Here is a 20,513-nt window from a genome sequence, read left to right on the forward strand (position 1 = left end):
TCCCTCCTTATGACGATTCTACAAAGTCGCCGTCTGCGTCATACGTTAGAGTCCATGTCACGGTTTCTATGACTGCTGTTCCTGCTGCATTGTAGATCGACCATGTATCGGTTTGGTAGTTCCCATTTACATCTGGGATACTTAACACAGAACGCATGAAGAGTGTGTTGTCTTTTTTTCGGCGCCATTCTACTGTCGTAAATTTCCCATTGGAATCCTTCCCGCTCTTTTTCACTTTTAATCGAACGGTTAGCCCAGCGTCGATTTTGACATCGCCAGTAAACGCACCACCAGTGTTCAAGATGACTTGATCATCCAGTTTCTTCTTATCCGGCCCGCTCAAGAATCCTGATATGGTTTGTGTTGCGTTTGGGTGCGTATGGTTTCCCGCAGCTTTACTATTCCAAGTATCTTTTTCAGCTGGGGTAACATGCACATTACCATTCTGGATATGGGATGAAATTTTATTGTCGAGGTTTTGGCTAGCAGTTGCGACTGTATCATCAACATACTTTTTGGTAACCAGAACTGTAGCCGGATCGATCTTGAGTGTTACGGTTGCCGCATTGGATACCTCCAGAATCATACGAATATAGAGATCCTTTGCGCTCCCATTCGCTAAAACAGGCTTGTACGTCTCTGGATACTTTCCGACAGCCAGGAGGTTGCCCTGATCATCTAAAATGCCTGCCTCGCGGACAGAGAAGCCGCCTACATCAGCAGGAATCACAGCTTCAACCACAATCCAATTTGGGTTTTGTTCATCCGTTCTGACCATGTTCACTTGGCCTTGCCACACTTGATGCTTCAACGATGTTTGATCTTCTGTTGGATTATAGTAGCCGCCGTTCAGTCCATCACCTACAACGAGTGTAGAGATATTGACCTTTGTTCCCAAGGCTGTCGCATTGGCAATTTTAGCCTTGCCTATGTTGGTTAATATCGCGTAAAACTTTTCAGCCACTTGCCTGCCTCCTTTCTATTGTGCCGGATAAACCGTGATTGTTTCTGTACTTTGCATTCCTGATCCCACATGGATTGAACCATTTGCGCTAAGTGCTTCTACTGTCCACGGATAGACTGTGATCGTCTCTCCGGTGGTCATGGCTGCTGCGAAATAGATACTGCCATGTGTAGTCAGGTAAATACGAATGGATTCGAGCCATGAGCGAGTGTTTTTATATTCCTGGACCAGTCGATCAAGTAGCCGTATCCTTTCTTCCGTTAATCCGTTTCTTACTTCCAGAATATCGATGCGAAAAGTGAACGGATCTCCGCCGTGTTCCCACCACTCAGATATGATCCCACGCATGTTGAGGATTTCAAGTACTCGCTCAAGTGCATACCGTGTGCCTTTGGTTCGGTGAATTTCGATGGAGTTGCGGATTAATGCTCGTTTTTCTTCCAAAGTATCCGCAAACTCCACTCCCTCAACATGAAATTGCCACAACAACTCGTCTAACCATTGTTCATGTAAGGAGTCCAGATTCGCTAAAAGAGGTAAGCGTTCAGCTGCTGAAGCAATCGCCTGCATTTCTGCGTCAATGCTCTCTGCAGCGTTCCGTATGTTCTCATCAGCCAATAGGTTTGGTGTCAGTATGTCAGTGAGTTTGAACTGATTGAGGTTAACCATCAGTCAGCCCTCCGTACGTAACTGTGACTGTTTCCGCAATAGCAACCTGATCAAAAGGTACGTCCGTATGTGTCGGTGATACGATCGACACATGATGAGCACCCGCTTGCATCAGCAGACGCGTCAATTCGGATGGGTTTATGTCACGACCAAGCGCTGATTTCTGCCAAAGTGTATAGGACTGCACCGCAGCATTTACAGCAGTCTGTATTGCTGCTGCCTCCGCTGCTCGTGACATGGCAATCCAGTAAGTAAAAGCTAAGTTGTATTTCTTGACAGTCGGGGCGGCTACGGTTACGTGATCTGTAAACGGTCTTTTATCCGCTGGAGAACACTTTGCAAACACTGCATCTAGAATCTCCTGCGTCGGTAGTCCTCCTCCAGCCAACAACGGAATAATTTTGACCACACCAGGTGTTGGATTTGTAACAGATACGTCCACGATAAGCTGACTGGCTGAAGATGCCCAAAATCGATAGGCTCCGTCAGGACCAGCAACGCTGAAAGACTCAGGCGCAATGTGGATGCGCTCACGGTAAGCATCGTTTGTTTCTCTATCCGCTCCACCAGCAGTAACCGAGAGATTGGCAACGCTTTGCACAAATGGCAGTGGTTCGATCAGGGTGTTGATTTGCCCGGGTAAGAACCCATTTCCAATGACTCCTGGAGTTGTACAGATAACCTCAACTGATCCTGAGAGAGAGCCCGCTGGAATTTCCATCGATTTCTCTGTTTCGAAGTACAGGCCATTCCCCCCATCTGGTCCAAAGAGTGTACCTGCTGGAATGATCATAGATGATGACAATGGTGCAGAGAGGACGATTCTCTGTGTTGTCCGTGCTGGTGCCGCTTCGAGGCGAGGCACCTTGTAAAGCGCGCCCATGTGATCTAGAATGGCATCTTCTGCATACCGGAGAAGGTTCTGCTTCGCATTCTCATTGATCAGGACGCGCTGCTGAATAATGATTTGAGCTAATGCCGTTAAGAATAGCCGGATAGGGTCTGCTGGATACAGGGTGCGACCCGCCAGACCTTCATAAATAGCAATGATCTCATTCGTTGTTTTTTCAGCATCTACGTCGATAAATTGAATTTGTGGTAAGCTTGTCAGGCTAGTCATGGTACAGCCCCCTCTCCAGCTAATATAAAGTGAATGGTTGGAGACAACCGCCCATTCATACTTGCTTCCACACTCTGTTCATTGAAGGTCACTCTTGTAACTTGCGCGCGCGGCTCTTGCTCGGATATGGCGGACATAAGGACACCTGTCATTCTCGCTCTTGCGATGTGAAGTGGCTCGTCAACGATGTCCCATGGTACTCCGATTCCCCGTGAACCAGGGGCCGTACCCAATGCTGTAGTCATGATCGTGCGAAGATTTTGCTGCACTTCCTCCAGCAGTGTTGGAGGCGCGAAATTTACCCATGTTCTTTTCGAGGATACTGAAACCGTGTGTTCTGTCATTTTGCATACTCCTTCAGAGTAAGATCCGCTGTGGCTTTCAGAACATGACCGTGGTTGTCAACGATGTCCCATTTTTGTGACAATGCTGTGATGATCCACATATACACACCGATTCCGACGCCTCCAATCGTTAGTGGCATTGCTTTCCCAGCTCGCTCGATCTCAACTAATTGAGCTAACTCTTTCCGTGGATTTAATCCATACAGGACATCAAATTTCATCGAAAATGTGATTGTATCGAGACCTGGACCAATCCACTGCGATTTGGGTTTTTTCCCGAGTATCTCATGGTCTGCATATCGGCTAGCACCGCTTCGTGTAAAGTCTGTAAACGTCCGCATTGTCTCTGCTGAAGCAACAAAAACGACCGGCCCAAGGCTGCCGAGATTACTCATGATGAATCACCCGTGAAAATCTTACCTTTCACATGTAGGTTCCCTTCGATATACACATCACTAACTGCTTTCACATGGAGTCTACCGCTCTCCGTGTCATAATAGACATAGCTTCCATCTTCAAACCAGACTCCATGTTTGTTTTTGTCCTGAACGGGTGGCATATCGACTAGCGAATAAAAGGAGCCAAGACAGAGCCCTTCCTGTATGCCGTTTCCTAAGAACATGCAAGCTACCTGTTCCCGAATCGCTGGCAAGCTGTATTCTTTTATTTTCATAGAGTGGCGAAATAGCACTGGAAGGTCGCCTGAAACCATGTCGTCTTTATCTTCGAAAACTACTCTGACCGTCCCTTTCTGTTCATTTACAGACGAAACAAGGCCAATACGGATTAGATTTTTAAGAACACTCATACTACCACCCCAATACCTGTCTCATTGTCATGTCTGTTGTGTACCCGCTACTGCTCAGATTGTGGGTGGCGCTCACAATTAGGTACTTACCATCGAAGGCCCCGAAGCCTTCCACCATGATCGTAACGCCTGCAGCAATGCGGATATCCCCCATCAGCGTCATGCTTGCCTGTGATCGTTCTTTATTCTTCTCACGCAAGCTTTTTCGGGCTTTTCTTAATGCCGCCGCCTGGCTATCTGCTTGCTCGTTGATCTTCAGAACGGGTCCAATTGCCGGAGCCCCAGGAGGTACATATTTAGCCTTTAACGTATTCTTCTCTTTGGCTTGCGTGTAGGTTACTTCGCAGGCAACATAGGCGGCATAAGCAGCGTTCCAATCAAAGCTATAGGAAAGAATGTTATCTTTTCCTCTTTTAATAGTGGCGACTGGCGCGCTTTTTTCAAATTCAAATTCGTCGAAAAGCACAAGTTGGCCAGACACGACTTTGATCGCGATTCCTTCCTCCTTGGCTTGGTTGTACAGGAAGGATAAGTCTTCTTGCTCCGTTTGGTCTATCCGGTCATAAGTTGGATTCATCGGGGCTAAATAGTTGAGTTTTAATCCTGCTCGTTTGGCTATATCGGCTGCCATCGTCTTGAGTGTGACTTTTTCCCATGCTTTTGACCGTTTTTCTTGTTTCGCGTTACCGCTAACTGGCAAACTCGTTGCTTTCATACTTACTTTGTCTGGTGGACCACTCGATGTGACTGAGTTTACCTCAAACGTCCCTAACGGCAGTCGTTGGACTTCCCCTGGCTTCTCCCATCCAGTTGTACGAATTTCAGCCATGATGCTGTCGCCTTGCATTGGACTCCATTCTGGGCTTTGCCAGTTGTTTTCGCGATCTTCCAGCGTAATTTGTATGTCGTCTGCCTCACCTGGGGCCGCATCCGTATAGCTAAAATCAATCAGATACTTGGCAAGATCAATGGATAGATCATATCCGTTGTAAAAGACGACAAGCTCCGCACGCCTAGCGTTGATCATGTCCATGCGATCACCCCTTTCTCCACGGTGGCAGCGACGATGGCGTAGCGACCGGAATATTTGGTATCGACAGCTTTACCTCCGCCGAAAAAATGACGGTTGTGGCATGTTTCGGGTTTGAGGCGATCAAAAGAGGCATATGCTTATCCGTACCAAAAAGTTGAAAGGAGATACCATCAAAGGTATCCCCTTGTTTCGTCGTATAGGTACTCAATTGGCAAAGGACCTCCTTTGCTTGTCACGTTGTAAGTCCATCAGCAGTTGCTCCAACTTACGGATACTCAATTCCATGGCTTGGTTGATCTGAGCCTGTACATCATCCGATGAACCACCATACACAGTGATGTTCGGGTTAAATGATAAGCCACCACCTGTATTCGAACTGGTAGGCGCTCCTCCAACTCCCAGCATTTTTCCGGCGGTATTCCATAAATCCAAAGAGCGTTGCGAGTTATTAATCGGGACAACGACCTCTGTATCTCCGCCTTCGCCGATCCAAGCGAGTTCTGGCCGGCTGACAATACCACCATTCGCGTATCCATTAATTTTAGGTACTTCCGCGATGCTGAAGCTAAAAGTTTGTCCACCCATACCAGGAACCCACTCTGGAACATCCATCTTGATCGAATTGATACCCCTGATCGCTGCGTTGATCATATCGATTCCAGCGTTAATTGGTGCTGCGAGTGCAGCTCCTAACGTCTCAAAAATGCCAGTAAACACATTTTTGACACCCGTCCATGCGACACCCCAGTTGCCTGTAAAAACACCTGTAACAAAGTCGATAACGCCACTTAGTGTAGTAAGAAGCCCGCCAATTACACCAGATATAACGTTTATCGATGCCACGACCGTTTGTTTTATGGTAGGGAAAACAAACTGGAACCCAGCAAATAACCCGTCCAAAACGGGCTTGATGACACCCCAAACGGCTGTAAAGCCGCGTCCTAGGCTGTTAATGACGGTCTGAATTTGTGGCGAAAAACGTTGGATCGCAGATGATATTGCCGGAAATACTTCGCTTGCTAGGAACTGAAAACCGTCTTGCAAAATCGGATAGAGCTGATTTCCGAAATAGGTAACCACTGGAGCCGCATACTTGATGACTGACTTCAACGTATTTCCGATTATGCCCGCCAGTCCCTCAAAAACGGGAAACGTGGATTTTGTCGCGCTCCATATACTCTTCATGAACCCTAGGTATTTCGGGCCGACCTCATTTGCAAGCTGTTTGATTGGCTCAAAGGTATCGCCAAAATCAATTTTTTGAAAGAATCCACTCATTTCTCCGCCCATTGTTTTGAACGTTTCTTTCACAACAGGCAGAATGTAAGAAATGGATTCAGATAGTTCCCCTAAAAGTGGTAAGACAGCGTTCCCTAATGGAATAAGGAAGCCTGTTTCTATTTGTCTCCCGATTCTTTGGAACGCTTGTCCTACTGAATTAAATTTGACTTTGGACATTCCATCCATTGTGTTCTTCGTCATGTCGAAAGTCTTTTTGATATTTCCGTAAGCTTTGATGACCCGTTCTTCCAAGTCTTCTGCCTGTGTCCCAAACAAAGCAACTGAAGCAGCATTACGTTGGACGGGGTCTTTCACTTCATTGATAGCTTTTACAGTCTTTAAAAACGCTTCTTGAGCTGTTTTTCCGCCAGCAGCGAACTGCTTGGTCATTTCCTCACCGTGCAAACCAATTGATTTATAGGCATCCAAGGAGGTTTTGGACCCATCTTTTGTACGAATACCGAATTCTTTGATCCCATCCCCAACCTTGTCCAGGTTGAAAGCTCCTGCCTCTAATCCAGAACTAAAGATGTTAAACATGTCATTGGCAGAGAAACCTAGTTTGCTAAAATAAGCGCTGTATTCATTGGCTGTGTCTAGCAATTCGCCTGATTTATCCAATCCATTTTGAGCACCTTGTGCCAGGAGATTATACGCTTCTTCTGATGTGATACCGAAGTTCTTCACCATGGTGTCTGCTGATTTCACAGATTCTTTGATGTCAAACTCAAATGTATCTCTAAACAACAACGCGTTTCTGGTGGTGTTTTCAAGTTCAGCACCTTCGAGTTTGGTTACCGATTTCACAGCTGATATGCTCTTCGCCAAATCGTCCCAATTCTCACCAAGATTCATATTGTAAAGGTTGGTTGCTGTCTCTTTTATCTCTGCCATGTTTTCAACAGATGTACCTGTTGCTGCTTCAATTTTATTCATGGCTTGTTGGTATTCATCACTTACGGATACAGCTTTGAATGCGCCAATGATCGCCCCACCAACTGCTGCCATCGATGCTGTTACCGCCACAGCCATCTTGGAAAATTTCCCACCAAGAATGTCCACCTGGCCGCTGGAATCATCCAAGTCATCAGGCAACGGATCAAGCCGTGGGCCTCTTGTGCGTTCCAACTCTCTCAGTCGTCTCTGTAGCTCCTGTACAGCTTGCGATGATTGACGTAGGTCATCTCTGAGTGGCCCCATTTGGTCGTTGAGACGTATTCCTCGAATTGCCTGCAATGCGCGTTCAACGTCCCTCAACTCATTTGCGGACTCCCGCGCTGAATCTCTGATTTGCTCAAACGTGCTGCCAGAAATACGGATAGCCCCAATCTCACGCGCTCGGTTTTCAAGCTGTTGCATATCTCGAAGCGCTTGCGTAAATGAGCTAGAAAAACTAGATTCCAGCTTTCCAGCCAACTCAAATGCTATTTTGTAAACCTTGGACACTTCTCTCACCTACCTTTCGGTTGCATCTCTTGAATGACTTCCGTCCAGTCCAACAGTTCATCAAGCGGTAAACTGAGCCAATAGGCTGCCGGGTCCCTGGTTGCCATAGAAAAAGAGGCAGCCACTTGTTTGAGTAACTGCCTCCTGTTCGGGACCAAGAGCCCTAACCGAGCAAAAAAGTTTGTACCTTAACTGTTACCTTCGTAAATTCACGCGCAGGTAGTTTGCTCATCATTTCCACTGGTACTTTAGCCGATCGTGCCGCGACCGCCGCAAGATATGACTTTGAAGTTTCTATCATATAGGACATATCCTGAGATGCTTGTACCTTCCGCTCGCAAGCGATTAGGTCGTCACCCGTCAGGCTATCCAAATCCAGTACCAGTTCCTCGTATGTTCTGCCATCGAATTGAAATGGTTTCCGAAACTTCACAATCGCCCCTGGTATTTGCTGTTTTTGCTCATTTTCCACTCTCTTTTCCCCCTTAGTAGCCCAACTGGCTACGAACTTTTGCCAAGTAATCTACGCCGTCTATCACGCAGATGTAGTTGTATTTATCGATTTCCAACAGCACTCTGTCGTTATGGGACAGCTTCAGATAGATGACCTCGAATTCAGATGAGCTGTCCGTGGTCGCTCCGGGTTCGAACTTACCGATATCGAACTTTTTCGGGATAGCGCGAACAGATACTTTCACAGCTACGCTGTCATAAGTCCCAGAAGATTGATTGAATACCTGCTGTGCGCCCCAGAAGTCCAATGCATGTGCCTGCGGGGCAGCCAACCTGATGGCATCTGCTTCAATGGTTCGCCAGTTCAACGTGACACCCATTGATCCAAAATTGCCGATCGTTGGGCTGTTCACTTCGCCTGCGATTCCGGCACCTTTCACCGTTTCCGTAAGGTATTCTACGCTTGGTAAGGTAACATCAGCTGTTCCAAGGAAGTCTTTTCCGTCTTTGTACACGCGATAGCTAATGAGTTTTTCAGACACTTGTTTTGCCAATTTCGTTCATCTCCTTTCTAGGCGAAGAGGCCGCCCAGGTATGATGGATCGTACTCCAGCAAGAACTGAATCTCCTCTGCAGGAGACGCTGGTGTCACAAAAACGTGGAATCGCAGCGTACCGTTCATCAAGTCCGTGACCGGATTCTCAGATTTCACAAACTCAACTCTGCCACCCAGGATATATCCTGCTGCTTGCAATCCATTCAGCCAGATATTGACGCTATCGATCACCGTTTGCACCAAACGTTTGTTGGCTGGATCATCGACCTTTTGCCAAAACGTGAGGATAAGCGAGTTTCCGATCCAGTCAAACATGCGACGGACAGGAATGAAGCTCTTCACTGGGTCTGTTACGGCAGGATATGCCGCTGTTCGGTTCCCCCAGCATTTCCATCCACCAGTAAAATTCAATGGCGATACAATCCCCTGACCATTCAGATAGTTCGCCTGGTCAAGACCCAGCAGAACTTCTGTTCCATCGTCTAAGACTGCACTGTTCGCCTGATACGACTTATTGGATGGCGACTCATAAGGCACACCCTCGTTTTTCTGGTCCACTTGGCAAATGACACCCGCCAATTGTGTGGATTGATGGAATATATGGTCGCCAAGCTTCAGTTTTGGATAGCAAACAGCCTGTGTCTCAGCTGTGTAGTTGTTCTGTTCTTTCCAGGCAGGCGCATCTGTATACTTCTTGATCGTATCCGTTGGGATATCCAGTAGTGCCATGCAACGAAAATGCCCATTGATATTGGTGGACTTGGCTTTCATGACAGCCCCAACGACCGGATCTTGTGACCATCCTGGCGCAAGCAGAAGCCCAGGCAGGAGGCGGAAACGCGGAAAAACTTGCTGAACCAGCTCCAGACCTGTCAACTGGCCCGTTGTAACGTCCACACCGCCGATAATATCCTTGGCAATTACCTTCGAAGGCTCCAGTTTCGTAAAGGATACGGTCAAACTTGTCTGCGAATCGGGAATTGCTCCTCCAGAAATACGGTTAATGATGACATTCCCGTCTTCATCGAAAGCAGCAGCATAATCTTTTCCTTTTTCCAATGGCTGGCCGGCAACCGCCAGTTTGACCACCAAGGACGTTACTAGCACGCCTGACTGATTAATCTTGGCAACACCCTTGGCGAGAGGAATCTCGCTTTCCGCGACATCTATTTTGTGCTCGGTAGGATCAAGAACATTAATAAATACGATCGGCCCCTGCTGAAACAGTTGGAAATGCGAGTACATAAACTCGCAGAGTGTATATGATTTCCAGTCATCGCTGTACCCGAGTGCTTCCACCGCCTCTGAATAGCTATAGCAGAGGATCGGTTCGTTCACAGGCGCTTTATCTCGCTTGGACAGGTTAACCGGCGCTGTTCCGAAGACCACTGGAAGTGATGCTGACGCAGTAGCCGGTGGCAAAACAGAGGTCGGAACCTCCCGTACATATACTCCGTGACGCATTATTTATCACCATCCTTTACTTGTTGAAATAGTGTGTGTTCAAGCGTTCCGGACTTACGCATCCGCTCTTGAACAGCAGCAAGGTCATTCACTGGTACAATCAACTGGCGGATTGCGGGTTGTTTTTCAAAAAGGTCAGTCAGATGCTCAGGAACACCACCTCGGAAAACCGTGTACTGCATCAGGAGTCCGCCTGGGATATTTGGACCAACATAGATCAATGGATACTGCTGTTGTTTGGCTCCCCTTCTCTCTTGCCCTTCTTCTTTTCTCACTGCCATCAGAAAAGTACCTCCTGTTCTACTCTAGGAATCTCCCAAAGCGTATTGATTTCGCCAATCCAGCCCGGGTATGGCTGCTCGTCAAACAGTTTCCATTTGAGGGGTAAATCCAGTCGAAAGCTTCCGCCGACAACTCGATTTTTTAATAGAGATTGGCGCACATCCTCGATGATATTCAGCACATCGATAAAGCCGTCATCATCTTTCGAGTGCGTGCCAACAAGCAAATTAATGCTAACAGACGCTTTGCCATCCTGATCCTCTCCGCCCATCGCCCGGATAATAACGAACGGGAAATCTTCTTCTTGGCTGGATGCTGCCTTTTGTGGCAATGCTTCCAGAAAAACCTTAGGTTGCGTAAGCACTCCTTTTGGACTGGTCAACTCGACGTTTGCGACTACCTCCTCCAGAAAAGATTTCAGGCTGCGCATAAGCAATACTGGTGTCATATCATCACCTCAATAATCGATTTATTTCATGGTCCAATCGTGTCTCCATTCGTCGTTTTGCTTCCTGTTCGACGTGATCGACCACTTTCCGGCTGCCGACCATACCTGGTACGGATGGTCCGTACAACTCACGGATCGGGAGGCCGGACCAGTACGTGCGTCCGTTTCTCGTGACCTTTTTATGGCGCCAAGATCGCGCCCGCTTGAACACGCCGACATGCCCGCTGCGCATTCGCGCAATAAATGCCCCATGTACTGGTACTAAGCCAGCACGTCTTACTGCCGACTTGGTAGCTGTCGGACGACGAATCGGGACCTTTCCGGGATTCGTCTTAAACCTCATAAGTGGCAGGTTTGTAGATTTAGCTGTCATCGTGGCTTCCAAGTTCTCCGGGGCGGCGTTGCGAATACGTATCGTGCCTTTGACATCCGCCGTCTTCACGAAAAACCGCTCTTTCGTCTTCCGGGTTGCCTCAGTTCCAACACCGTGGATTGTCCTGTTTAGTGCAGAGGACATCGCTTTTGATGCGTCGTCCTGCACTCGGCGAATTTGGCGAATAGCATTTCTCAGCTCTGGAATCCTCACATCGTGTTCGCCTCCAGGGTGATAGCATACAAGCCGTCCTGCTCTTCCACATTGACAACCTCATACACCTGCTCGTCCAGTTCCAGTAGTCCGCCTTCATTTGGTCGATATCCTAGGTCAGTGCAAGATACATGAATGACCTTTCTCCAAAGAGAAACCCCCTCCGCATGCGGTAAGGGGGTGCCATTCAACGTATCAGCTGCAACAACCAGCCGTATTTTCTTTCCGTCGAGAATATGTTCATCTGCGAATTCGTCCGTGTTGAGAAAGACGTCAAGATCCGCTGCGATGACATCTTTGAGACTCATTCTGTCTCCTCATTCGGGGCCGGCTTACCTTTTGACTTGCCCTTTTCTTCTACCACGTTAAGGTCAAGCAGCCGTTCTGCCTCTTCTTTTTTAAGAGTCGGCAACTCTTCGCCCACTCTGTAGTCCTTTCCGTTATGGCGTACTATACCTTTCGTTACGATAACTGACATGTCTGTATTCCTCCTTTTTAAAGTACCTTAGCGACAGCCCAACCATTTACGTCCATAGGAATCGGGAATGGTCGAGAGAGCATTTGCAGATAGCGTGCAGCTGGTTCTTTTGTGGTCCACGACTGTGGCGTGATACGGGCCTTAACATACTGGAAAGCTCCATTGTCACCCATGATTAGATTTGCTCCATACGCAAACTCGTATGGTTTTCCATCGGGTAACATTGCCAAAGTTCCCGCCGGAACAACATCGGTTTCGATTCCATTGTCATTTGTATAGCTGGCAATCAAACTGTATACATGTAGATCAACTTGCTGTAAGTATCCGTGATAAGTAACGCCATCGGGCAACATTTCTTGGTTGAGATTTCCGACCGTAATAACGGAATTGTTATTGATCTTTGCAAGTTCCAAAACTTTCGGATGGGTCATGATTCTCTCACCTACTGCAAAGGTCGTAAGAACTTTGCGCGGAGTTCGTCCACTTTTTTGCATAACATCTCGTTTGATTCCTGCAAGAATGCCCAGAACATCCGCAGCATCATTCGAAAAAAGGTCAGTCCCGGACAAGGTATAAATATTTTCGAAGTCATAGTCCAGTTCTTGACTGATACCTTCCCCTACTTGTGTGACCTTACCTGTAAAAATCAGACTGGAACCCATCTCCACCATACGTTGTACGATTGAGTCGTTCAGTTCCACCAGGTCTTTCGTTAGAAGTTTCTGTGCCCGAATTTCAGGAGTGTCAGGGTTGTACAAGCTTTCACCAGCTTGCCTTACTTTCAAGTCATTTGTCGTAATAATACGCATCGGTTTTACCAGTGCTGGCTTGTATTGCTTAGCAGTAAATCCAGTGCGCAAAATGACTTTCCCCGGCAACAGCTCGTTTACATAGGGAGCAATAGGCTTGTGTCCTTTTTTAGTCTGGATTTCGATCTCTTCTTTTTCGAAAATTTCCCCTTCAGCAAAGAATTGATCCAGAATGTATGTGCTCGGCTTTGGGAATGCCTCAACCACACGGAACAAGTAGGGGAACGAGTAAATATCTCTTGGCATTGTGTAGGTCCTCCTTATTTGACAACTCGTTTTGTAATAATTCCGATCTTACGCAGCGATGTTTCATGTGTCGCAATGGTATCAGTGCCACCAAACTTTAGAGCTGCGCGATTGAATTCACCATCGGTGTATGCCACGGCGCGAACATCCTTAGAGGTTGCATCAATTTCCGCGTCAGCCAATACTGCATAAGGCGTTTCCGAGCCATCGGTCTTGGTAGAGTTAACGGGAGCCATGACAGGTGTACCCGCGTAAAGGTCAGACTCAGCAAGTTGGGAGAGCTTGCCAAGGACCATACCGCGAGTAACTACCCCCGATCCAGCTTTGACAACGACTGCAATTGCTGTTGGCGGCTTAACCCCACCAGCGAACAAATCATCAAATTTAACACTTTCGTATGCTGGCATTAAATACGACCTCCTTTTTTATTGATCAATTCTGTTGCGTATTGGACCATGTTCTCAATTGAAGCAGCGTCTTCTGCGGCTTCATTCGCTTCCTGATTCACCGGTGGCTGCGTCACAACATCAGTAACTTTGCTGTTTTCGGCATCCTTTTGGCGGTTTTCACCTTCTTGCTTAACACGTTCAGCTGAGGCCTTAATTATTTTCATGGCTACATCACCAGCAGTTTCTCCGTTAGCAATAGCATCTTTGATAAACGGTGCAGCTCCTGGAGCATCTGCCAATTCATTGAGTGCAGAAATTCGATTGCGCTCAGTAGAAATAGCCTGCGTCATAATTTCATTGACCAGGCCAGGGTGTTTTTCTTTCAGTTCAGCGAAATTCATAGGTTTATCATCCTCCTTGTTTTTAATTTGATTTTTCGTCCCAGTATTCGGCACCTGCCCAGCATCCTGAACCAGAGAACCATTATTCCTCATCAGCTCATTACGGATTTTGTCGATGACTTCAGGCGGCAAAACAACGTTGGTAGATGCGCTATTTGTTACAACCAACTCGCCTTCGCTGAACATGATTTCGTCCACAAAACCTAACTCCTTGGCCTTGTGAGCGTCCATCCAAGTTTCTTTGTCCATCAGAGCAAGCAGTGTGTCTCTGCTCATGCCTGTCTTAGCCACGTAAGCATTAGCAATGGATTCGTCGACGGCTTTCAGCATGTCAGATGCTCCGCCCATCTCGTTTTTGTCGCCCCAAGCCACGGTAGATGAATTATGAATCATCAACTGGCCCGCTGGAGACATCAGGACCTTGCTTCCGCCCATCGCAAAAACGGACGCAGCGCTTGCAGCGTGCACAATCTTGACCGTCACGTTGCCAGCATACTCCTTGAGCATCGTGTAAATATCCGCACCTGACGGCACTTCGCCTCCGCCAGAATTAACGACTATCTCTACATCCTCCCCGTTCGCCTCGTCCAAGAAGTTCGATACCTTTCTGGGGCTAATGTTTGCAATCCCGAAATAGTCATAAATCCACGCTGAATTGTCATTGATGACTGCCCCGTTCAGCTTGATTTTTTTTGGCATTTTCTTGTTCACCCCCTTCCGTATCTGAATCATCTTCTGAATCATCTTCTGAGTCATCTTCCGAATTTCCGTCATCCGGTTGTTGTGGCGTCACACTGGCATTACCAGAAAGACCTAAATCCGCCAAGCGTGTTTTTTCATACGCTCGCTGCTCGATGTTTTGTTCCCACGATCCACCTGTTAACTCAGCTGTCTCGCGCTCGGCTGTCGAGAAGTTGTTTTGAATGCGCGTAACCGCTGCGTCAACCTCTTTCGTTGGATCGAGTAGACCTTGGCTTGGTCCATGCCATTCTGCACGCGTGTAGGCATGAAAAATAGCCGGATCGTCAAAGATACCCGGCGCGTCAATGCGTCCTTTTGTGACTGCTTCAACAAACCATTCCTCATAGATCGGCTGACAAAACGACTTCGCGAGCCAAGACCTGCGCATTTTGTACATTTTCCAAGCCTCAAGTAACGCACCGCGACTTGCGGAATACGAAGCTGTGAATTGCTTGGTTAGAATCTCGAATGGGAGCTCCAGTGCCGCTGCAATTTGCCGCAGCAACGCGTTTACAAAGCCAACGTAGTCGGGATTCGGTCGTGTAGGATTTGCAAACTGAACGTCCTCACCCGGGTCAAGGTAGACGATTGCCCCGCGCCCCATCTTGATGTTGTTCCCGCCCGTTCCCGGAATTGGTTCCTGGTACTGGTTGTCAGTTTCAGGCTCCTCCATGCCGTGCATGTAGTCGTCATCCTCGGCAGGGGACTTTACAAAAACGGTGTACATGGCTGAAATAACGGCTGCCATCAACTCTGCTTCAGTGTATTGGTCAAGCTGCTTTAGAGACTCGATGATGGGCGAAATGATCGGAATACCTCTGCGCTGTCCTGGCCTTTCAGCCTCAAACATGTGAATGACGTTAAGCCGTCCGGTGAGCTCCCCGTACTTCTCAACCCTCACCCATTCTTGCGGAGATACAGCGACTCGGTTGCTCCCTGGATGACGGTTGGAAAAGTGATACGCTACCACCATCCCTTCATCGTCAACTTCTACCCCGGACTGAATCCGCTCGGGGTTAAGAAGTGCCTTAGTCTCTGGTGTGTCGCATCGATCAGCTTCAATGAGGTTGATTCGCAGGTCGTATACCGAATGCTTACGCGGCAACATGGGCATTAAAGCAAACACATCACCACTCATGAGCGTTGAGAGAAATGCCAGCGACTGCAACTCGTAAAAATCATTGAGCCCTGCAGCATCACATTTGGTTGTTTCGGCCCACATGGACCACTCCCTGTAAATACTGTCTCGCAGCCGTTCTTCTTCCTTTTTGCTCAGCTTCAGAAACTTAGAGTCAAATGCTGGCTTTAACCTAAGACCAGTACCAACGATGTTTGTACGCAGTCCTTTATGGGCAGCAGCCACGATGTCTGATCCCATGTGCAAGTCTCGCGCACGCGCACGCAAGCGCTCAAGATTATCATGGATATCCACATCCGCGTCACCTGCATCCGTTTGCCACATGACCATGGATTTCTTTGATTGACTAGCACCGTGCCTGCCATAACCTTTTCCATAACCGGAAAGTACGTTTTGAACTGCTTCATGCCGGGCTGCTTCTGCTCGTGCAGCTGCTCTACGCTCGGCCCATGACGGAAATACAAGCCCGATAGCACGATCCAGTTTGTTCATAGGTCAAACGGAGTAATGCTGCGTACTTTTGAACGTCGTCGACCTGTTTGCAATTCGTCAAGGATTCGTCCATAGTACTTTTTTCGCTCCAAAACTGTACTCATATCCGCTCTAGTCAATGATCGACCAGCAATCGTATAGGACTGTGCAGAAGCCAGTGCTTTTTCCGCATTTGACCACAACTGGTACATTTCTTTTGCCTCTTCAAGTGTCATTCTCGGCATTATCCTTTCACCTCCCTTCGAATGAGTTAGATGCTACTCGAAACGCCTTGCTTTCGACGTTTCTTTCCTGCCGCTACTCCACCAGGCATCACCTTTGGACCGTTCGGCTGACGCTCAATTGGCAGCGAGAGATTCGGGCGCAAAATTTCAATGACTGCCCGGTTGTAAACGGCAAGGTCAAAAGGTTCATTTCTATCACGGATTTTCTTCCAAGTCTTGTACTTCCGTCCGCCAATGGTCTGATATACGGGTGCTTCTGCGGTTAGGCCTAGGAAATACTCTTCTGTATATCCCTTATCCTCGCCAGGGAAATGACAGTAAAGTGGACCAGGCTCCTGAACGTTGAGGCTATCAAACACCTTCACCTTGCCGTCATCCACACCAAGCATCCAGAGCACAGCTCCTTCTAGTTGAGTTTTGCCTTTTTTGTGGATAAACGGGATTTGTTTGGCTGTTTTCGGGTTGATCCCCTGACCTTTAATGGCGTAAATGTGCCGGTAGTTACGTGCTCGCGTGAACTCATACACTTCTTTCGTGAAGTGGCCACCAGCGTCTATGCACGCACCGATAATTCGGTATTCTCTTCCGTTTTCGCCAAGCCAGGAACGACACAGGAACTCGTCAAGTTGCTTCCAGATTTCCGGCTTATCCAAATTGCCGTAAATGCGGTGATATTCGATCCCCCATGACTCTTTTCCAGCCCCCCAGCCCTTGACTTCAATCTCAAAACGGTCGTCTTGAGTATCAACTGCCGCTGTGATTACCTTCACTTCGGCCGGCACATCGTAGGCATATGTTTCTCGTCGAGCCGCCAGCGTCTTTTCGTTCGCGCCCTTCTCCTTGGTTTCCCATGGCTCGCCTAGTACTGTGTTCACAAAAACTTTCAGCTTGTCGACGCCTTCTCTTTTTGCAACCAAAAAAGCCTTCGCAACCTCGCGCCAATCTGACCACGGGCTGGAAAGCTGATTGATATGAAAACCGCGACGGGTTGAATGCTGTTTCCGAGCGATCCACTTTCCCTCACCGCGTTTCCAATCTTTCTCAGAGCCAAGCATGCCACAGTATGCGCAACGGTGCTCGGCTTTTGTGACAACAATCTCGCCACTCTCTGAAATATAGTGCTCGTAGACAATCCCGTCCTTAAACCGGAGTGGTTGAAGCTCCTCACAGTGAGGACAAGGCAAACACCACTGCTCCATTGTGCTGTCCTCATAAAGTTGATAGATCCGTGAGGTTTCTTTTTCAACCGGAGTTGAAACAAAAATATGTCTACGCTTGTGACGGAATGTTTTGGTACGGGCAATGGCAAGAGAGATGGGGTCGCCCTCTTTACCTGACGATATGGGGAACCTGTCCACTTCGTCACACAGGATAATTTGTACAGGTCTGGATGACAGTCCGGCAGGAGCATTTGCCCCCACAATGGCTACATACCCACCCGGGAACGATTTTTCTTCAATCGTGTTACTGCTGTCTCGGGACTTTGCAACCCCAATCTTGTTACGCAGCACTTCACTATTGTTGATCATAGGTGTAAGCCTTTTTTTGGAGTACGCCTGGATCAAATCCTCATTGGGTAAAACGTGCATGATCGGGCATGGCTCTTGATCGATGTACGATCCTGTCACATTCAGGAGGAATTCCGTTTTCCCCACCTGGGCGGACGCCATGATCGCGACTTCTTCCCATTTCTCAATAGAATCCATAATCTCACGCTGATACTCAGCTCTGGATGTCCGCCATGGTCCGGTTTCTGCACTGCTTTCAGTGGTCAATACACGGTGCTGATCTGCCCATTCTGATACCGTGAGTCTTCGTTGCGGCTCCCATTGCTTACTTGCTCGTACAAATAGCTCAACTGTCTTCTGGGCCACCATGAGAAACGTCGCCCCCAATCTGATCCGGGGTGTATTTTGCCATGGCTGACAGGGCCGTTTCAATTTCTCGGCGCACCACGGATTCTACAACATCTGCGGATTCATTTTCGCACTCCGTAGAAACCCTGCTAGGTACACCCAGCAGGCGGGTTTTTATTGTTAAGATCATATCCGACAGTAGCCACTCAACATCTGCCGCTGCATGGAGGTTCCCTTTTATTCGCTCCAGTTCGAGCTCCGCTTTCTCAGCCTTGGTCTTTTCATACCGGGTTTTGAAATCGATGAGACGCGGCTTTTGCTCTTCTTCCTTTCCACCGGACACATGCTCACAGTACGCTTGAACCGCTTCTCCAAGATTGTACTTGCCTCTGCTTACCTGGTTCAGCACTTTATCCCTTGTCAATTGGCGTATCCATTGGGGAGTCTTCCCTACAATTGCCGCCAATTCTGATGTCAGTATTTCTTTGTCTTGTAGCGTTTCTAGTTTCGCCTTTGGCTTCGCCAATTTTTCCACCTCACTTTCGTTTTAAACTCGTATTGTAGTGGTACTGATTTTCAGGTCATTTGATGAAGCTAAAATTTGAAAATGTCGTCTCTGGAGATCGGGTAAAGCAAAAGCGAAAGTAATTTTTTAAAAATAAATCTAGCGCGATTTCGGGGCTCGCTTCACCCGCACTCTTCCCGGTTCTCCAGAAGGACCCGCTCTCTTAGGACACAGTAGTTATAGCAAGAAGCAAAAAGAAAAAAGCACCATATCGGTGCTCATTTACTTATTGCTCTCAAAGAATGCGATAAACTGTTTCCCAAAGTCACTTAGAAAATACTGATCGAGTATCCATTTCCGATCATCATTATCCTCTGTTTTGGGCTTATAACTAGGAATCATATACTCATACGAATAAGTATTATCATTTCCTTGCTTGTACCTCAGTAGTCCGAGACGTAACAGTTTGTTATCAACGTAATTTTTAAAACCTTGCAGTTCAGCGTATTTCTTTCTTCCTTCTCGAGTTCTATCCATTGCAAGGTTAAGAAAGCTCATGTCAATCTTAGCTCTATTTCTATTATCGTAATTAGAAAACAAATGTTGGATTTCTGCAATTCTTAGCTGGTTCAGGACATCAAAATAAGTAATAATCAAGTCCTCATCAGCAACTCTGTTTTTTATTACCCCGGCCAATCCGTTAAGTATCACGCCAATTTTTTCTTCCTGTGTTTCTTCATAGATATTATCAATAACTAGGGGAAATACCTTGTCACGAATGAACTGCTGGAAATTACTATCCAAAGTTATGAGTAAATTTCTAAGTTCTGCTAGTTCCTCAGAGTGTTTTTGAAGCCTGGTTTCGATTCTCCTGAACTTGATGAAATTCATTGCAGAACCAATATACGGTGTAAGCATAGCTCCGTACTCAACAACACCCTCAACTATGATGCCGGTTTGGCTTTCTAGATTAAATCCAAACAACTCCGCCAGAACTTCTTTTAACTGGTCAGTTCCAATGTTCATGAAAAACACCTCATTGTGTATTTGTTTCTCAATACTATAAATGTATCACCAACTAATCAATAAGAGCCATCCGGTCTATCGGATGGCTCCCACGTTTCTCTGTTCATAATTTATCGATGCTACCATAGTAACACGGTTTCACTGAATGGAAAATGAACACTTTTTGAAACGAAAATGAAATCAGTTAAATTCGATTCCATCTACGCCAAACACCAGAACTGACAAGGTATTCACTGCATTTTTCACATCATTGTAAACCGTTCTAGGCTCAATTTTGTGAAATTCTGCGAGCTCCTCAACCGTTTGTTTTTTCTCAGAAATGTACATCTCGTAGATGATATGATATCGCCGTAAATCCTCTTGCTGTCCAGAAGTTTCACACATTGCCTGATAGACACCGATCATTTTCTGAACGAATTTCACCATGACAATCGTTCGTTGCCTGCTACGCTTGATGGACTCCAGCGCTAACTTATTGGTGTACAGGCTCTCCATGGCATCTGCATAATCCATCGCCGTCACCTTTTCCCTTGCGCCTTCCACATGGCTTACAAATGACCGATAATGTTTCAACAGCAACTTTGTATTGCGGAGACGCCAGTCACGTTTCTCCTTCTGTTGCTTTTGCTTCTCTTTTTCCTGATAATCCTTCATCACTTGTAAAGTGGTGCGGGTAATCTCTTCGATCATTTCAGGACTAAGTGCCTGTTTCTGCGCCATTCTTTTCACCCTCTCTGTTGAAATTCCCAATCGC

The 20,513-nt window shown here is 47.2% G+C and carries 26 protein-coding genes; all 26 read right to left on the reverse strand.

Annotated features, from left to right (window positions below; genetic code table 11):
• Nucleotides 1–7 precede the first annotated feature (7 nt).
• A complete protein-coding gene (locus M3630_RS03155) occupies nucleotides 8–964 on the reverse strand; it encodes a phage tail protein (protein ID WP_251251198.1) in 957 nt (318 codons plus the stop codon).
• A 15-nt stretch (nucleotides 965–979) separates the two neighbouring features.
• Nucleotides 980–1,633, reverse strand: coding sequence for a phage tail protein I (locus M3630_RS03160; protein ID WP_251251199.1), 654 nt, complete (start codon nucleotides 1,631–1,633; stop codon nucleotides 980–982).
• A complete protein-coding gene (locus M3630_RS03165) occupies nucleotides 1,626–2,753 on the reverse strand; it encodes a baseplate assembly protein (RefSeq protein WP_251251200.1) in 1,128 nt (375 codons plus the stop codon). Before M3630_RS03165 ends, M3630_RS03160 begins: the two co-directional genes overlap by 8 nt.
• Nucleotides 2,750–3,097, reverse strand: coding sequence for a GPW/gp25 family protein (locus M3630_RS03170; RefSeq protein WP_251251201.1), 348 nt, complete (start codon nucleotides 3,095–3,097; stop codon nucleotides 2,750–2,752). Before M3630_RS03170 ends, M3630_RS03165 begins: the two co-directional genes overlap by 4 nt.
• A complete protein-coding gene (locus tag M3630_RS03175; RefSeq protein WP_251251202.1) occupies nucleotides 3,094–3,492 on the reverse strand; it encodes a phage tail protein in 399 nt (132 codons plus the stop codon). The genes M3630_RS03170 and M3630_RS03175 overlap by 4 nt, the downstream gene beginning before the upstream one ends.
• Nucleotides 3,489–3,905, reverse strand: a complete 417-nt coding sequence (locus M3630_RS03180) for a phage baseplate assembly protein V (RefSeq protein WP_251251203.1) — start codon at nucleotides 3,903–3,905, stop codon at nucleotides 3,489–3,491. The genes M3630_RS03175 and M3630_RS03180 overlap by 4 nt, the downstream gene beginning before the upstream one ends.
• A 1-nt stretch (nucleotide 3,906) precedes the next feature.
• Nucleotides 3,907–4,938 carry a phage late control D family protein gene (locus M3630_RS03185; protein WP_251251204.1) on the reverse strand — a complete coding sequence of 344 codons (1,032 nt, stop codon included), beginning with the start codon at nucleotides 4,936–4,938 and terminating at the stop codon, nucleotides 3,907–3,909.
• Between the two features lie 4 nt (nucleotides 4,939–4,942).
• Complete coding sequence (locus M3630_RS03190) at nucleotides 4,943–5,146, reverse strand: tail protein X (RefSeq protein WP_251251205.1); 204 nt, start codon at nucleotides 5,144–5,146, stop codon at nucleotides 4,943–4,945.
• Nucleotides 5,143–7,665 (reverse strand): phage tail tape measure protein, encoded by a 2,523-nt coding sequence (locus M3630_RS03195; protein WP_251251206.1) that lies wholly within the window; start codon nucleotides 7,663–7,665, stop codon nucleotides 5,143–5,145. Before M3630_RS03195 ends, M3630_RS03190 begins: the two co-directional genes overlap by 4 nt.
• Before the next feature lie 163 nt (nucleotides 7,666–7,828).
• Complete coding sequence (locus M3630_RS03200; RefSeq protein ID WP_251251207.1) at nucleotides 7,829–8,137, reverse strand: phage tail assembly protein; 309 nt, start codon at nucleotides 8,135–8,137, stop codon at nucleotides 7,829–7,831.
• 13 nt (nucleotides 8,138–8,150) lie between these two features.
• Complete coding sequence (locus M3630_RS03205; RefSeq protein ID WP_251251208.1) at nucleotides 8,151–8,672, reverse strand: phage major tail tube protein; 522 nt, start codon at nucleotides 8,670–8,672, stop codon at nucleotides 8,151–8,153.
• A 17-nt stretch (nucleotides 8,673–8,689) separates the two neighbouring features.
• Nucleotides 8,690–10,138, reverse strand: a complete 1,449-nt coding sequence (locus tag M3630_RS03210) for a phage tail sheath family protein (protein ID WP_251251209.1) — start codon at nucleotides 10,136–10,138, stop codon at nucleotides 8,690–8,692.
• Complete coding sequence (locus M3630_RS03215) at nucleotides 10,138–10,419, reverse strand: hypothetical protein (protein WP_251251210.1); 282 nt, start codon at nucleotides 10,417–10,419, stop codon at nucleotides 10,138–10,140. The genes M3630_RS03210 and M3630_RS03215 overlap by 1 nt, the downstream gene beginning before the upstream one ends.
• Complete coding sequence (locus M3630_RS03220) at nucleotides 10,419–10,868, reverse strand: hypothetical protein (protein ID WP_251251211.1); 450 nt, start codon at nucleotides 10,866–10,868, stop codon at nucleotides 10,419–10,421. Before M3630_RS03220 ends, M3630_RS03215 begins: the two co-directional genes overlap by 1 nt.
• A 4-nt stretch (nucleotides 10,869–10,872) precedes the next feature.
• On the reverse strand, nucleotides 10,873–11,454 hold the full coding sequence (locus M3630_RS03225; RefSeq protein ID WP_251251212.1) for a phage tail protein: 582 nt from the start codon (nucleotides 11,452–11,454) through the stop codon (nucleotides 10,873–10,875).
• On the reverse strand, nucleotides 11,451–11,762 hold the full coding sequence (locus M3630_RS03230) for a hypothetical protein (RefSeq protein ID WP_251251213.1): 312 nt from the start codon (nucleotides 11,760–11,762) through the stop codon (nucleotides 11,451–11,453). The genes M3630_RS03225 and M3630_RS03230 overlap by 4 nt, the downstream gene beginning before the upstream one ends.
• Nucleotides 11,759–11,932, reverse strand: coding sequence for a hypothetical protein (locus tag M3630_RS03235; protein WP_251251214.1), 174 nt, complete (start codon nucleotides 11,930–11,932; stop codon nucleotides 11,759–11,761). The genes M3630_RS03230 and M3630_RS03235 overlap by 4 nt, the downstream gene beginning before the upstream one ends.
• A gap of 17 nt (nucleotides 11,933–11,949) precedes the next feature.
• Nucleotides 11,950–12,987, reverse strand: coding sequence for a major capsid protein (locus M3630_RS03240; RefSeq protein ID WP_251251215.1), 1,038 nt, complete (start codon nucleotides 12,985–12,987; stop codon nucleotides 11,950–11,952).
• A gap of 14 nt (nucleotides 12,988–13,001) precedes the next feature.
• On the reverse strand, nucleotides 13,002–13,394 hold the full coding sequence (locus M3630_RS03245; RefSeq protein WP_251251216.1) for a head decoration protein: 393 nt from the start codon (nucleotides 13,392–13,394) through the stop codon (nucleotides 13,002–13,004).
• Entirely contained in the window at nucleotides 13,394–14,476 is a 1,083-nt protein-coding gene (locus M3630_RS03250; protein ID WP_251251217.1) for a head maturation protease, ClpP-related, read from the reverse strand. The genes M3630_RS03245 and M3630_RS03250 overlap by 1 nt, the downstream gene beginning before the upstream one ends.
• Nucleotides 14,436–16,148 carry a phage portal protein gene (locus tag M3630_RS03255; RefSeq protein ID WP_251251218.1) on the reverse strand — a complete coding sequence of 571 codons (1,713 nt, stop codon included), beginning with the start codon at nucleotides 16,146–16,148 and terminating at the stop codon, nucleotides 14,436–14,438. The genes M3630_RS03250 and M3630_RS03255 overlap by 41 nt, the downstream gene beginning before the upstream one ends.
• Nucleotides 16,145–16,372: a DUF6148 family protein gene (locus tag M3630_RS03260; protein WP_251251219.1), complete on the reverse strand. Its 228-nt coding sequence runs from the start codon at nucleotides 16,370–16,372 to the stop codon at nucleotides 16,145–16,147. Before M3630_RS03260 ends, M3630_RS03255 begins: the two co-directional genes overlap by 4 nt.
• Before the next feature lie 26 nt (nucleotides 16,373–16,398).
• On the reverse strand, nucleotides 16,399–18,249 hold the full coding sequence (locus tag M3630_RS03265) for a phage terminase large subunit family protein (RefSeq protein WP_251251220.1): 1,851 nt from the start codon (nucleotides 18,247–18,249) through the stop codon (nucleotides 16,399–16,401).
• Nucleotides 18,227–18,754 carry a hypothetical protein gene (locus tag M3630_RS03270; protein ID WP_251251221.1) on the reverse strand — a complete coding sequence of 176 codons (528 nt, stop codon included), beginning with the start codon at nucleotides 18,752–18,754 and terminating at the stop codon, nucleotides 18,227–18,229. The genes M3630_RS03265 and M3630_RS03270 overlap by 23 nt, the downstream gene beginning before the upstream one ends.
• A gap of 261 nt (nucleotides 18,755–19,015) precedes the next feature.
• Nucleotides 19,016–19,759 (reverse strand): hypothetical protein, encoded by a 744-nt coding sequence (locus M3630_RS03275; protein WP_251251222.1) that lies wholly within the window; start codon nucleotides 19,757–19,759, stop codon nucleotides 19,016–19,018.
• Nucleotides 19,760–19,939: 180 nt separating this feature from the next.
• Nucleotides 19,940–20,479 (reverse strand): hypothetical protein, encoded by a 540-nt coding sequence (locus M3630_RS03280; RefSeq protein WP_251251223.1) that lies wholly within the window; start codon nucleotides 20,477–20,479, stop codon nucleotides 19,940–19,942.
• Between the last annotated feature and the right edge of the window lie 34 nt (nucleotides 20,480–20,513).

The organism is Brevibacillus sp. MER 51, assembly GCF_023714195.1.
Lineage (GTDB): Bacteria > Bacillota > Bacilli > Brevibacillales > Brevibacillaceae > Brevibacillus.